Genomic DNA, 11,692 nt, shown 5'->3' with positions numbered 1-11,692 from the left:
TAAATATCAATCAATGCCGATAAGTGACGTTATCGGCACATCTAATCCCTTCCACACAAAACTGCGCACAATGTATAGATCGTTACATTATTGCAATTATTGTTAAGTTCTTTATTTCAAAGGTTTAAGAAGGGGAGTCCGACGAAACACTTTCTTGATTACTGACCTACCTCCTCACAAAATGAGTCGTCGAATTTAGCATGTGCTATCGCTTCAATTAGACGGCTTATTTGTGCTTTCGCTTCGGGATCTTTCTCTCGCCATTCAAGGCTATACAGCATTAATACCCCTGCATTTATCTGCAAGATTTTACCGAATTGGATTAAGACTGAATTCTTTGGAAAAGCGGTGTTATTTCGCCAGCACGATACGCCACCCCGAGAAAAACCAAATTTCTGTGAAACCTGATAGTCAGAAGTGAGGCTGTATGCGGCTCGAACTAAATCGAGTAGATCAGATGGGTTCATATTTTCTAAAATCCATTTCTTTGCCTTGTTGGCTAATTTTAGTCCATGTTTCAATCAAGTTTATACGTCAAATGCATATTTGACGGTTTAAAGTAAATTAAACATCATGTTCCTGCCTTGTGTTGGGCGCTGGTCGTAGGACGCGACCAGTTAGCCCAAATCCAAAACAAGGTTAAACACAGGAGCAGACTAAATGACCAGCTACAAGAAAGTACCTAATTCAAATATTGAAGTCCCCGTATGGATGGACGCTACAACCTTAACTAAGCCAATTAGTAACGCTTTGCGCCAACGTAACGCTGAAATTATCCGCCGCCTGAAAGAAAAATTTTTCGGGGGTGCAAGATGATTATTCAAATGAACATCACCACAGAAATGCGCCAGCGCTTGGCTTTTGCTGAAACGCTTTCGGTTGATATCAGTGCTCACCCTGAAATAGCAGAGCTTAAGGCTGACTTGGTCGCCGCTCATGCGCATATTGAACACCTTCACGGCCTTGTAAAAAAATACAATCTGACGAGAAAAATTGCTGAGGTAGTTAGCGCTTGGGAGGAATCCCAATGTCAACTTTAGCTGCATCTTTTGAAGGCGTTCAGCGTCTAAACCCTAACCCTAAATGGTCGCATGTCCCGTTTTTCCTGTCGCAATGTGAAAAATACATTGAAATGTCAGAGCGCTACATTTTGCGTGGTCATATCAAATTAGCCGTCCAAGCATTTGATTGTGCACAGGGATATTTGAGCCTTGCCAAAGATGCGGAGCTTAGGGGGCGTTCATGCAATTAACCGCCTACGCTCAGAGCCTTGTTGATTACGTCAACACACATACACGTTATGGCGAAATAGGTAGCCAAATTTTTCTTGATGAATGCTTGGAGCCAAACTGGCGCTTAATGCAGGAACAGCCACCGATTAATGATGTGATCATTAGCGAGGGGGGCGACGATGACGAATAGCGCCGCCTTGCCACGGAATCAGACCAAAACCCTACAACAGAGGAGTAATGAATTATGGACAACCGCTAAACCGATAAAGGGGGCGCGGGTGCCCGTTTCCAGTGTTGAGATAACAGAGGAAACGCCGCCGCTCACCTTCGAGCCGCAAGACTTAACCGCCCCAAGGGGCGGTATTTTTGTATCTGAATTTGAGCAAGCAGCGGCCGAAAAATTAAAGCTGGATTTAATGCGTCGCAATGCCAGCTTTTTTGCTGAAATGGCACTGAAAAACCCAAGCCCCGCAGGGCGGCCAACGGCCGAAAAAGCTAGGCTAGTCAAGGATTGCAAAAGTCCGACACGCCACACAGTAGCCACGACAAACGCCCGTAAACAAGCCCGCATTGGCCGATATCTTGAACATTTACGCGCCAAGGATAGCGAGGCTCACGGCAGTGTTGCCGCCTCGCTTGGCGTGAATCTCGAAGCCTCAGAGCGTTTTATTGTTCGCGACATTTACGAAAAAGCGCCCGATACCGTTGCCCATGTACCTAAAGTCGGTCGGGTAAATCTGGAAACAGGCGAAATATTGCCGCCGATGGACAATAGCACTCGCCACGACAAAAGCGGGGTGGTGATCTGCAAGACGCCAGTTGTTAGAGTTTCCCACCGCGCATGGTCTAACGAATACCGCTTAAGAGTTCAAGCGGGTATGCCGCCAAGCGACGCGCCGCCGCAACAGTCGGGCGATAGAGTGACCAGCGATTTAAGCAGTCGCGGAGCCCGCAATATTTTAGACGCTGGCGCTTATATGGCCGCTGTCAAAGGCGGGTTTACCACGTTCTTAACCCTGACTTTCAATAGCGAAGCCCGCGAGCGGATCATTAGCGGTGACTCGACAATCGGCGCTGAGTGTTCGCGCTTCTTTGATGCCGCCAGTAAAATGTATCAGCGCGGATGGTCAGTAGATGGGGAAGTACTCAAAACTGAAAACGGCTTTGATTGCATTGGCGCGACGAATTTTGTCGAGCCGATGGGCGATAAGCTGGATTATTTATGGGTAGCAGAAGCGCCAAAGAATAAACAGGGTGAAGTTAACCCGCATTGCCATGTGCTGTTGCGCTGGCAGGTTGAGCCGTATTTGTTCCATGACTGGGCAAAGCGGATAGAGAATTTATGGGGGCAAGGCTTTGCCAACTTGCAGCGCATAAAAAGCGCCAATGCCGCAGGGGGCTATTTGCTCAAAGCCTTGGGCTATCTGACCAAAGGCGAAAAAGCCGACCAAGGCGAAATCAAAGGCAATCGCTATAACATTTCAAAAGGTGCCCGCGCCGAGCCGTGGGAAACCATAGCCAGCTATCACGCCGAACACATGGCCTCAATCATTGGCGAAATCAAATACAAGCTTGAAAACCGCGCCGCGCCAATCCGCAAAGAGATTGGCCGAGCCTATGGCGCACTCGAAAAGGCAATCCGCGACAAAGCCGTGATGAAAGCGCAAAAACGCGCCGATGCCCTCGCAAAAATCAATAAACGTATTGCCGAGCTTGAGCAAAAAATCAAAACCAGTAAAGCCGCGCTCAAAGCGGGCGAGGTTCGCGCCCAAGATTACCAACTCACGTTTAAAGGTGCCGAATCACTTGCCAAGTTTTTCAATTGGGCGATCGGAGCTCGCCAGTGGCAAGGCTTAAGCCGTGAGAGTGAATTTATCCAAAACCGTATCTGTAAGCGCCTTTGGACAAAAGGCATTAACGCAGCCCGCGCCACTTATAGCGCTGTGCGCAATCGTATTGCAGAAAAAGAGCGCCTTTGGTCGGCATGGCTGGCCGAGAAGTTAGCGCCCGAGAGTGATCGAGAACTAGAAACCTTAACCCACCAACAAAACCTGAAGGAGTACCACCAATGGCAATTCAAGACTTGCTAAAGCAACACACCAATATCGGCGCGACAATTGAAGCCGCGAACAAGGCTATGCCGTTTCAGGCTATGACCTTAGCGAAAAAAGCCGCTAACCAGAGTCACGAATTAATTGGCGATATTATTGACCATGTGAGCGACCTTGAAGCCCGTCTTAACAAAATGGAGGCGGCAATTAATGGGTAACGCAGCATATAAACGTAAAATGGCAGCCGAGCACAATGCCCGTTATGTGCAGCGCGATGCAGTGCGGCCGAAATTAACCCAAGTGCCAGGTCAAAAGGCGGAGAAAAAAATCAACCTAAAGCCAACCGAGCCAGAGCAAAAAACACCTAAGCGCAAAGGTCGCTTTGTCAGTTTGTTGATGGCTGTATTTGCGGCTTTTATGCCTGCGTCATTAAGGGGGTAACATGGCTAGAAAACCTAAAAACGACGATATAGGCGAAATCCTCTGCCCGTTCTGCAATGAAAAAGCGCCAGTGCGCCGCGACATTAACGGCAAACTTTATTATGTGAGCAAGGCGGGCATGATTAAACCCAATATGCCAAACGGTCAAGATTGGATGTTAGAGAATGCGGTGATCTGGTCGCCAGCCCAAAAGGCCGAGCACAGCGCCGTAACAGAGCCAGAAAAAACCAAACCCATAACGAGTCCAGCGACCATGCTTAATGGGGTAAAAATCCCGCCAATACACGCCCGTGTACCCGTTAACGAGTTCACAGGACAAAACCCCGTTACAGAGTCAGAATCGCCGCCAGAGCAAAAACCAAGCTTTGTGAAGTGGCTCATCGGTTAAAGCCAACTCATAAAGCCCATTAACGGCGTGATGCCGTAACAGTCCCAAGGGGAAACAATGACACATCCTGACCAACTGCCAGAAGATGACCTCACCAACGTAGAACCCGAGCACTTTAGCGAGTTTGATGCCGCACTTGCCGCCGCCCAACAAATTGAAGGGGGCGAAACACCCGCCAACGCCCAAGGCTATCAAGCTGTCGAAGCCGCGCACGTATCGGGTGCCGAGTTAATCGCGCCGATTATCGGCCTTGCTTGCATGGCCTTTGCACCCAACTGGAATATTGCACCCGAAGAACAACAAGCCCTCGCTGAAAGTTACGGCGCACTTATCGACAAGTATTTCCCCGAAGGTGCGGGCGCATTTGGGGTTGAACTCAACGCGCTAATCATCACAGGGGCGATTCTCGCGCCGCGCTTCAAAACACCACGCCATGCCGAAAAAGAGGTGAAAAACGATGACCAGACCACCGAAAAAGCGGGTTGATGTTAGCCGCAAGGCTGATGTGCGCGTCGTGTGTGGGGCAACGGGTTCGGCCAAATCCAGTTATGTGAAGGCCGAGCTTAAACGGCTCAAATGCTCACGGGTGATTATCTGGGATCCCGTTGACGAGTACGGCGAGCTAAACGGCATCGTAAAAGTGACCAGCGCCGCCGCGCTGGTCGATTTACTCAGGCGTTACCCCAAGGGTGCGTTGAAGGTGCGCTTTGTGACCACTAATTTTAAGTTGTTTGAAGTGTGGGCACAGTGCGCCTTTAGCTGGTGTAATGCCGCCGTGGTCGCCGAAGAAATTGCCGACGTAACGAGTCCAAGTAAAGCGCCGCCGTGGTGGGGGCAGGTTATCCGCAAAGGCCGCGCCCGTGGCCTAGCGCCTATCTTCGCCTTAACCCAGCGACCCGCCGAATCCGATAAAACCGCATTAGGTAACGCGACTATTATCCGTTGTGGCCGCCTTAGCCGCGCCGCTGACCGTCGCATGATGGCTGCAGAAATGGATATCAGCCCCAGCGTACTGGCAAAGCTGGTGCCGTTAGATTATGTGATGAAGGATATGAATACTAATGTTGTGGTTAAGGGGAATATAAAAACCAAAAGTACAGATATGATCACATTAGCCTCTTAAAACTGCTAGTTAAAATAGCAAAATTAACGTTATCATGGTGCTATCTATAGCAATTAAAAGGATTTTTAGATGTTCGAAGATATGTCTAATGCCATAAAAGCGACTTTATATGAACGAGTATCAAGCCCGTTTATTAGCTCTTTTATTTTCTCTTGGTGTGTTTTTAACTACAAAATTCTATTCATTCTGTTTTCAGGCATGGAGACTAGGTATAAATTCTATGAAATTGAAGTGCTGCAGTTGCAGCCACAACATCTGCTTGGTTATGACATTCCATTCTATCCAAATACTTTTTTATATCCATTCTTAGCTGCGGTTTTTTATACTTTAGTTTTCCCATTTATCGAAATTTGGCTTACTCATGTTTGGATGAAAGGTCAAAAGGGTATTAAATCAAAAAAAGTTAAATTCGAAGATGAAACTCCAGTATCACAAGAGCAATATGCTATTTTATTAAAAAGAGTTAGGCAAATGGATAGGGATTATCGAGAAGATTTAGAAAGAAAGGATAATGAATGTAAAATACAATTAGAATTATCTTCAGGCGTGACTAAACAGCTTGAAAATGAACTAGACAAATCTAAAGTATCATATGGTAAACTGTCGGAGCAGGAAATTCTTCTCAAAAATCAAATTAAAAAGATATCTACAGATAATAATCGAGCTGTAGAGGAAAATAAAAAACTTTCAAATTCAAATTCAAAATTACAAGATGAGATTCGGGTTTTAAATGAATCATATTTAAAAGTTGAAAGTGAAAACTCTAAGCTTATTGAACTGAATAATAGCGATCGAGCTAAGCTCGAACAAATTGGTGATATCAGGCATGATGCACTTGTTAGACGTAGTATTTCTGATAGTGAGTTAAAGGCTAAAGATGAAAAGATAAAAGGATTAAATAGACAACTTGAAGCTTTGAGTGATTTGGTTATTAATGCCATTGAAAACGCTGAAATGCCTGAACAGTTAAAGAAGATGTTTTTAAACTCTCCTGCAACAAGAACAATATTTAATTTTGATAGGGGAATTTTTAGTAAAAAAAGTTAGTATTGAATATATAGTTTAATACGTACCCGTTAACGGGTACGCTTTTCTCCAGCCTAAAATCCCCGTATATCTATAAACCGCAAGCCCGCCAACGCTGTGAAGCGTGGGCAACTTAACCGCCGTCAGGCGCTCAATTCTGCCGTGAGGCAGTGCATCCCAAGGGGAATAACATGCTTAAAAAATACCTGCCATTTGTGGCGATTGCTGTCGGCGTGGTTTATGCCGCCAATCGTGTTCCATCCGTTCGCCGTTTAATTGGTTAAGGGGTAGAACATGCGCACAACCGTTAAATTGCCCTCGTTTTCTAACGTCGCCGCTGGCAACACTGCCACGCTTGAGCTTCCAATCGGCCGCACCTACGACAAAATCCATATTAATTATTCGGGCGTGACTTTAGCGCAGATGAAAAACATCCGCTTAGAAGTCAACGGCAAAGCAATCCTTGAATTTAAAGACGGCCAAGCCCTCGCAGACTACAACAAGTTTTACAAGCGAAACACAGCAGTCGGTGTTTTAGATTTTCATTTCAAGCGCGACGAAATGAAAACCTTACTTGAATCTCGCATGTTTGGCCTAGGTACTCAGTCGGGTAGTTCAGGGATCATTTCAAACGTTACTATGCGTATTGAAATTGATGCGACCGCGGCAACACCAAAGCTAGAAGGTTATGCAATCCAATCAGATAAAGCTGAAATTGGTTACATTACCAAAATCAAAAACTTCCCCGTTGCCCTCAATGAAGGAATCACCGAAATCGACAAAATCCCGCGCCCAGCTTCGGCAAGTATCGCGGCGTTTCACATTATCACCGCTGCTGTAGTGACTAAGGTCGAGTTAGAAATTGACTCGTTAAAAGCCTTTGAAAGTGGAAAAACACTTTTAGAAAAAATCCAAGTTGACCACGGCCGCAGCCCACAAGCTGGCCGTGTAACGCTTGATTTTGTGCTTGAGGGCGACATGCTCCAAGCCATTCCGCTGGCTGGTTTGCAAGATTTGCGTTTACGGGTTTATACCGAAGGCGCGGGAGCGGCGACAGTTGTGGTGGAATACTTCGACGGCCTAGCGGGCATTTAAGGGGGCGTTATGGCTGTCGATTATCTGACTAGCTCATTTTCCGACATTATCAATTCAAGTGCGTCAGCAACTGCAACACAGTTGCCGAACGTTGCGCCAAACCCTTCAACAACGGGATGGTTTGACCGTGTGAATCAGGGCTTAGGCTCGGCGCTTGGTTTGTATGCGCAATATGAGCAAGTTCGCGCCTTTAAAAATGCCAACGGCTCAGGTGCAAAAGAGCACCTAGAAACATGGCAATCGCCAGCGGCGGGATATTCGGGTTATTACGAAACGCCAGCAGATGAACTGCGCCAGAAAATGGGGCAGGGTCTGCAAATTGGTACAGGGACATTTTTTGTCGTCGTGGGTGCCGTGGCGCTGCTGTACTTTCTCAGTAATAAAGATTAGGGGGCGCTATGAATAAAGCGTTTGTGATGCAAGTTGCGGGAGCAGTCGTCGCGGGATTGATCCTTAACTACATGACCACTAAAAAAGCCGAGACAAAATAATGGGTCCGTCTGGTGGTATGTCTAATTCCAGTGCCGCGAGTTCAGGCACTGGTGATCAGCTTAATAATGCCGCCTTTCAGGGCGGCAATGTGAACTTTGGAATAGGTAGCGGCAGCGGTGGCAATTTATGGCTAATTCTAGGTGCGGCGGCGATTGCCGCTTACTTCCTACTGAAAAAGAAAAAATAGCCGCCCTTGCATGGGAAAAATTAGCGCCCGCCTTAAATGATGACTTGCGCATAATTCAAAGCGAAGTCCAACAAGGCGTGGCGCAATTAATCGCATGGGGAGATTGCGAGTTTTTTACCGTAGTACGTGGTGAAACTGCCGCTAACGGTAAAGAACTGGTGATAGTCGCCGCAGCGGGTAAGAACTCGGTGCATTACCTTGAAACAATTCACACGCAAGCAAAGGCGCAGGGGTTCGCCAGCGTTAGATTCCACACTAAGCGCCCCGAAGCCATGCTAAGAATGGGCAAAGTTTTAGGCTATGAAAAAGCCGAAACGATATTAAGGGCGGTCTTATAATGGGCTCAAGTTCACGCAGCGCATCAAGCCAAACAACTAACAACACTTCGAATACGTTCGGTATTCAGGGCGCAAACAATGGCCTTGTGATTAATGGCAGTGGTAATACTGTCACCGACGGCGGCGCATTTAAACTTATTGGCGATTTTGTCGATTCATTACCCGTTTATTTCAGCCAAGGCGCGGGCATGATTACCGACGGATTTAATGCCGTGACTGACGTTGCCATGATGGGCGAGCGTCAAAACGAAAATTTCCTCAATGCAGCGGTTGACCTCTTTGGCGAAACCAACTCAGCGCAACAAGATATGTATCGTGTAAGCACCAACGCTTTAACCGAGTTTGGCGACTTGCAATCACGCGGTTTTGAAACCTACACCAACGCCACCCGTGACAATCTCAGTGAGTCACTTAAGTTTGCCGACGGTGCCGTCGCGGTTAACGCCGCCGTGTCGCAAGCCTCAATGGACAATTCAAAAAGCCTCGCCACTGTGGTCGCCGATGCACTTGCCAGAGCCAACGAAAACAATACCTACCTAGCTGGCAGCGCCATGAATAACAGCGCAGATTTGGCCGAATCATTAACGAAAGTTGCACTCGATTCAGGCAATCAGGCCAATAAAGACGCCACTGGGCAATTACAGCGTGGTTTTGACTCAATGATGGGCTTTGCCGAGCAATTTAGTCGCAGTGATGGCGCAGCCTTGGCCGAATCAAACAATAAAACCATGTTGTATATGCTCGGCGGAACGGCATTAATCGCGGGCGCGGTACTTTTAGCGGGGCGCAAATAATGATTATTAATCAGACGATTAAAGACGGTTTTACCGTCGTCAATAAAACGGGCGCTTACTTTAGCCTAATCAGCGCGGGCGGTGTGGTGAATGTGAGCCTATCTGAAAAAGGCCGAACCGTTTTAGACACAAAAATGTGGGTCGGCATGTCCATCGACAAGGCGATCCCGTTTGATGAAATCACCATTAAAGGCGACGACGGCGCGGTAGAGTTTTGGGCGGGTGATGTATCAATGTCAAACTCGCGATATTCAAGCAGCGCAGCAAAGGCAATCAGAACAGACGTAAAGCTTGTTAGCGGCTCAAAGATTATTGCAGGTTCAGATATTACCCGCACAGCAGTAAGGGTTCGCTCAGATAAAGAAGTATTTGTTAGTGGCGCAGGGTTTAAGACGGGAGGATGGCGAGTACCAGCGGGTGAAGTGATTGAAATCCCACTTGCTGGTGTTGTTTCTGCATATAAGCGCGATGCGTTTATTGACTATTCAGCGCCTAGCCCAATAGAGCAAGATGATTCCATGTATGAGAGTGGGGCTTTTGCTAATGCATGCACTTATATTTCAGAAGATGAACAAACAAGGGTATATGTAACAAATGTAAGCACAGGGGGAACAATTCGTGCAACAGAAGATGGCGGGCTAACGTGGAAAACGGTACTTGCTGGCAGTGTTTACAGTTATGAATTTGACCAACGGACGGGTATACATTACGCCTTGCAATTAAAAGGTTCGCTAGTTTATCACGCAACGGTTGTATTTAGTCGCTCGTATGACGGCATAAAATGGGAAACAATGCATATACGCAATCACTCATTCCCTGATGGGGCAGGTATGAGTAGGCAAACATATAGGGGCTTAATCGTTAATGGTTGGTATCAAGTCATTTTCGATGGAATGGTATTTTGTTGCGATATAGAGCTAGGGAATGTTGTAGTAACAGGCGTTAAATTTAACGGCATTAACTGTAGATTAGGCGCATGGTTAGATGAAAATTTAAAGGTAGGTGTTTTTCAGTCACTCACAGATTCTAAACTGGTAAAAACGGAAGATGGTGGACTGACTTGGCGCACTGTTTTTGATGGCAAATATGGTAGTTCATTTGTCGCTGCTAGTGATGGTGTGCATTTATTTGAAAGCACAAATGCACATCCAGTAATATCAGAAGATGGTGGCGAAACATGGATTACAGTTAATACATCTTCATATATTGGCAATCGAGTTACACATGTAAAAGACAATCTATGGATTGGATTTTATCAAAGCTATGTTAGATATGTTGATATGCCAAACGGGGTAGGTTCAGAGATAGGTGGTGGCTTAATTAATACTCCACCTTTGGATATTAAAAGCGTCTTTATAAAACCTAACGGAAGTATTTATACCGCGCCAGTGAGTGCTATTGGTTTTAAAACTTCTATAAGCGTAACAGGTGACCTATCTGCCGCCCGTGTTGAAGTCATGGAGTTATTAAGCTAATGCGCCCGCTCATCGTTATTACAGCGGGCGCGGCAATGGCAGCGGCGGGGTATTGGTGGCTGAAAAATTCACAAAGGCCACTTGTCCCCGTTGCGATCAACTCCGCACCAAATCAAAACACCTCAATACCGGTTAACTCGGGCAGCAAGCCGAGTTATGCCGACCTCAGCTTTCTCGATATTTTTTCGACTGACAGCTTTGAGGACATTATTTTCAATCGGGTAAAGCCTACGCCAACGGTGCAAACACCGTACTTGTATCCAGAGCCGCAGGAACCAGCCCCACGTCAAGAGGTCGGGAGCAGCATGTTACCCCCAAAAGGTATTCGCAATAACAATCCATTAAACGTCGAAAAGGGCGAAAACTGGCAGGGCATGACGGGCAATGATGGCCGCTTTGTTATCTTCCAAACGCCGTTTTATGGCATCCGAGCCGCTGCGCGTATTCTCAAAAATTACCGCGACAAATACGGCCTTAACACCGTAAACGGCATTATCAAACGATGGGCACCACCAAGTGATAATAATCCCACTCAGAAATACGCTGATTTTGTGGCTGCTAAAGCAGGGTTACAAGTTAACCAAGTTATTCCAGCCCAATATTACACGCGTGTAGTCTCAGCAATGATCCACTTTGAAAACGGATATAACCCCTATGACCAAAGCACTATCAATACCGCAGTTGCCGCAGGGTTTGAATAACGGCCTAATCGCCGTCGCGGTGATTTATGGCGTTTACATGCTCAGCAAAATGTACTCAGTAGGGGACAAGCTTGCTGAACAAGTCACCGAGCCCATCGGGCAAGCGTGGTCAGATTTAGCCGCATGGACAAACGGCTATAAGCCTGTTGAGTTCAGTAATGCTGCGTTTTACCTCAACAGCAAATACGTTGCCGACGATGGAAGCATTGATCCAACGTGGCGGGCTGCCATTGAGCGAGGACATACAGGCATTGCAGCCTTATTCGCCACCATAGCACCAAAAGGTAAACTATTAAGTAAATACAATTACTTGATTAACGGCGAAGTCAGCGCCAAAACCGTAAAATAG

General features: G+C 46.7%; 20 protein-coding genes. 19 read left to right on the top strand and 1 reads right to left on the bottom strand.

All coding sequences use genetic code 11. The annotated features are described in order from the left end of the window. Nucleotides 1-158: 158 nt before the first annotated feature. Nucleotides 159-467, bottom strand: a complete 309-nt coding sequence (locus GWI56_RS21100) for a hypothetical protein (RefSeq protein WP_063882988.1) — start codon at nucleotides 465-467, stop codon at nucleotides 159-161. 193 nt (nucleotides 468-660) lie between these two features. Between GWI56_RS21100 and GWI56_RS21095 the strand changes: the two genes are divergently transcribed. The 19 genes from GWI56_RS21095 (at nucleotide 661) to GWI56_RS21005 (ending at nucleotide 11,692) form a co-directional block, all read left to right on the top strand. Next, entirely contained in the window at nucleotides 661-816 is a 156-nt protein-coding gene (locus tag GWI56_RS21095; protein ID WP_198573987.1) for a hypothetical protein, read from the top strand. Next, nucleotides 813-1,040 (top strand): hypothetical protein, encoded by a 228-nt coding sequence (locus tag GWI56_RS21090; RefSeq protein ID WP_198573986.1) that lies wholly within the window; start codon nucleotides 813-815, stop codon nucleotides 1,038-1,040. The genes GWI56_RS21095 and GWI56_RS21090 overlap by 4 nt, the downstream gene beginning before the upstream one ends. Further along, a complete protein-coding gene (locus GWI56_RS21085) occupies nucleotides 1,028-1,252 on the top strand; it encodes a hypothetical protein (protein WP_198573985.1) in 225 nt (74 codons plus the stop codon). The genes GWI56_RS21090 and GWI56_RS21085 overlap by 13 nt, the downstream gene beginning before the upstream one ends. Next, nucleotides 1,243-1,422 (top strand): hypothetical protein, encoded by a 180-nt coding sequence (locus GWI56_RS21080; protein WP_198573984.1) that lies wholly within the window; start codon nucleotides 1,243-1,245, stop codon nucleotides 1,420-1,422. The genes GWI56_RS21085 and GWI56_RS21080 overlap by 10 nt, the downstream gene beginning before the upstream one ends. Further along, entirely contained in the window at nucleotides 1,412-3,322 is a 1,911-nt protein-coding gene (locus tag GWI56_RS21075) for a hypothetical protein (protein WP_206766182.1), read from the top strand. Before GWI56_RS21080 ends, GWI56_RS21075 begins: the two co-directional genes overlap by 11 nt. Next, entirely contained in the window at nucleotides 3,301-3,501 is a 201-nt protein-coding gene (locus tag GWI56_RS21070; protein ID WP_198573983.1) for a hypothetical protein, read from the top strand. Before GWI56_RS21075 ends, GWI56_RS21070 begins: the two co-directional genes overlap by 22 nt. After that, the gene (locus GWI56_RS21065; protein ID WP_198573982.1) at nucleotides 3,494-3,724 is read left to right on the top strand and encodes a hypothetical protein; all 231 of its coding nucleotides are present in this window, start codon (nucleotides 3,494-3,496) and stop codon (nucleotides 3,722-3,724) included. Before GWI56_RS21070 ends, GWI56_RS21065 begins: the two co-directional genes overlap by 8 nt. Nucleotide 3,725: 1 nt before the next feature. Then, on the top strand, nucleotides 3,726-4,112 hold the full coding sequence (locus GWI56_RS21060) for a hypothetical protein (RefSeq protein WP_198573981.1): 387 nt from the start codon (nucleotides 3,726-3,728) through the stop codon (nucleotides 4,110-4,112). A 57-nt stretch (nucleotides 4,113-4,169) separates the two neighbouring features. Then, nucleotides 4,170-4,598 carry a hypothetical protein gene (locus tag GWI56_RS21055; protein WP_198573980.1) on the top strand — a complete coding sequence of 143 codons (429 nt, stop codon included), beginning with the start codon at nucleotides 4,170-4,172 and terminating at the stop codon, nucleotides 4,596-4,598. Beyond that, nucleotides 4,570-5,235, top strand: coding sequence for a hypothetical protein (locus GWI56_RS21050; RefSeq protein ID WP_198573979.1), 666 nt, complete (start codon nucleotides 4,570-4,572; stop codon nucleotides 5,233-5,235). Before GWI56_RS21055 ends, GWI56_RS21050 begins: the two co-directional genes overlap by 29 nt. Before the next feature lie 69 nt (nucleotides 5,236-5,304). Next, nucleotides 5,305-6,282 carry a hypothetical protein gene (locus GWI56_RS21045; RefSeq protein ID WP_198573978.1) on the top strand — a complete coding sequence of 326 codons (978 nt, stop codon included), beginning with the start codon at nucleotides 5,305-5,307 and terminating at the stop codon, nucleotides 6,280-6,282. A 273-nt stretch (nucleotides 6,283-6,555) separates the two neighbouring features. Next, a complete protein-coding gene (locus GWI56_RS21040) occupies nucleotides 6,556-7,356 on the top strand; it encodes a major capsid protein P2 (protein ID WP_198573977.1) in 801 nt (266 codons plus the stop codon). 9 nt (nucleotides 7,357-7,365) lie between these two features. Then, nucleotides 7,366-7,746: a hypothetical protein gene (locus GWI56_RS21035; protein ID WP_198573976.1), complete on the top strand. Its 381-nt coding sequence runs from the start codon at nucleotides 7,366-7,368 to the stop codon at nucleotides 7,744-7,746. 100 nt (nucleotides 7,747-7,846) lie between these two features. Next, entirely contained in the window at nucleotides 7,847-8,035 is a 189-nt protein-coding gene (locus GWI56_RS21030; protein WP_198573975.1) for a hypothetical protein, read from the top strand. Then, nucleotides 7,975-8,373, top strand: coding sequence for a hypothetical protein (locus tag GWI56_RS21025; RefSeq protein WP_206766181.1), 399 nt, complete (start codon nucleotides 7,975-7,977; stop codon nucleotides 8,371-8,373). Before GWI56_RS21030 ends, GWI56_RS21025 begins: the two co-directional genes overlap by 61 nt. Next, the gene (locus GWI56_RS21020) at nucleotides 8,373-9,167 is read left to right on the top strand and encodes a hypothetical protein (protein WP_198573974.1); all 795 of its coding nucleotides are present in this window, start codon (nucleotides 8,373-8,375) and stop codon (nucleotides 9,165-9,167) included. The genes GWI56_RS21025 and GWI56_RS21020 overlap by 1 nt, the downstream gene beginning before the upstream one ends. Further along, nucleotides 9,167-10,642, top strand: a complete 1,476-nt coding sequence (locus tag GWI56_RS21015; protein WP_198573973.1) for a hypothetical protein — start codon at nucleotides 9,167-9,169, stop codon at nucleotides 10,640-10,642. The genes GWI56_RS21020 and GWI56_RS21015 overlap by 1 nt, the downstream gene beginning before the upstream one ends. Further along, nucleotides 10,642-11,343 carry a hypothetical protein gene (locus GWI56_RS21010; protein ID WP_198573972.1) on the top strand — a complete coding sequence of 234 codons (702 nt, stop codon included), beginning with the start codon at nucleotides 10,642-10,644 and terminating at the stop codon, nucleotides 11,341-11,343. The genes GWI56_RS21015 and GWI56_RS21010 overlap by 1 nt, the downstream gene beginning before the upstream one ends. Further along, a complete protein-coding gene (locus GWI56_RS21005) occupies nucleotides 11,297-11,692 on the top strand; it encodes a hypothetical protein (protein ID WP_198573971.1) in 396 nt (131 codons plus the stop codon). Before GWI56_RS21010 ends, GWI56_RS21005 begins: the two co-directional genes overlap by 47 nt.

Origin of the sequence: Shewanella sp. DW31, from assembly GCF_015767295.1 — a bacterium.
GTDB lineage: Bacteria > Pseudomonadota > Gammaproteobacteria > Enterobacterales > Shewanellaceae > Shewanella > Shewanella oncorhynchi.
Note: the sequence above shows the minus strand (reverse complement) of the source record. Positions and strands in the feature narration are given on the sequence as shown.

What these genes read in the sequence shown, in the direction of transcription:
- GWI56_RS21100 (WP_063882988.1), bottom strand. Translation starts at nt 467, where the DNA reads ATGAACCCATCTGATCTACTCGATTTAGTTCGAGCCGCATACAGCCTC.
- GWI56_RS21095 (WP_198573987.1), top strand. Translation starts at nt 661, where the DNA reads ATGACCAGCTACAAGAAAGTACCTAATTCAAATATTGAAGTCCCCGTA.
- GWI56_RS21090 (WP_198573986.1), top strand. Translation starts at nt 813, where the DNA reads ATGATTATTCAAATGAACATCACCACAGAAATGCGCCAGCGCTTGGCT.
- GWI56_RS21085 (WP_198573985.1), top strand. Translation starts at nt 1,028, where the DNA reads ATGTCAACTTTAGCTGCATCTTTTGAAGGCGTTCAGCGTCTAAACCCT.
- GWI56_RS21080 (WP_198573984.1), top strand. Translation starts at nt 1,243, where the DNA reads ATGCAATTAACCGCCTACGCTCAGAGCCTTGTTGATTACGTCAACACA.
- GWI56_RS21075 (WP_206766182.1), top strand. Translation starts at nt 1,412, where the DNA reads ATGACGAATAGCGCCGCCTTGCCACGGAATCAGACCAAAACCCTACAA.
- GWI56_RS21070 (WP_198573983.1), top strand. Translation starts at nt 3,301, where the DNA reads ATGGCAATTCAAGACTTGCTAAAGCAACACACCAATATCGGCGCGACA.
- GWI56_RS21065 (WP_198573982.1), top strand. Translation starts at nt 3,494, where the DNA reads ATGGGTAACGCAGCATATAAACGTAAAATGGCAGCCGAGCACAATGCC.
- GWI56_RS21060 (WP_198573981.1), top strand. Translation starts at nt 3,726, where the DNA reads ATGGCTAGAAAACCTAAAAACGACGATATAGGCGAAATCCTCTGCCCG.
- GWI56_RS21055 (WP_198573980.1), top strand. Translation starts at nt 4,170, where the DNA reads ATGACACATCCTGACCAACTGCCAGAAGATGACCTCACCAACGTAGAA.
- GWI56_RS21050 (WP_198573979.1), top strand. Translation starts at nt 4,570, where the DNA reads ATGACCAGACCACCGAAAAAGCGGGTTGATGTTAGCCGCAAGGCTGAT.
- GWI56_RS21045 (WP_198573978.1), top strand. Translation starts at nt 5,305, where the DNA reads ATGTTCGAAGATATGTCTAATGCCATAAAAGCGACTTTATATGAACGA.
- GWI56_RS21040 (WP_198573977.1), top strand. Translation starts at nt 6,556, where the DNA reads ATGCGCACAACCGTTAAATTGCCCTCGTTTTCTAACGTCGCCGCTGGC.
- GWI56_RS21035 (WP_198573976.1), top strand. Translation starts at nt 7,366, where the DNA reads ATGGCTGTCGATTATCTGACTAGCTCATTTTCCGACATTATCAATTCA.
- GWI56_RS21030 (WP_198573975.1), top strand. Translation starts at nt 7,847, where the DNA reads ATGGGTCCGTCTGGTGGTATGTCTAATTCCAGTGCCGCGAGTTCAGGC.
- GWI56_RS21025 (WP_206766181.1), top strand. Translation starts at nt 7,975, where the DNA reads ATGGCTAATTCTAGGTGCGGCGGCGATTGCCGCTTACTTCCTACTGAA.
- GWI56_RS21020 (WP_198573974.1), top strand. Translation starts at nt 8,373, where the DNA reads ATGGGCTCAAGTTCACGCAGCGCATCAAGCCAAACAACTAACAACACT.
- GWI56_RS21015 (WP_198573973.1), top strand. Translation starts at nt 9,167, where the DNA reads ATGATTATTAATCAGACGATTAAAGACGGTTTTACCGTCGTCAATAAA.
- GWI56_RS21010 (WP_198573972.1), top strand. Translation starts at nt 10,642, where the DNA reads ATGCGCCCGCTCATCGTTATTACAGCGGGCGCGGCAATGGCAGCGGCG.
- GWI56_RS21005 (WP_198573971.1), top strand. Translation starts at nt 11,297, where the DNA reads ATGACCAAAGCACTATCAATACCGCAGTTGCCGCAGGGTTTGAATAAC.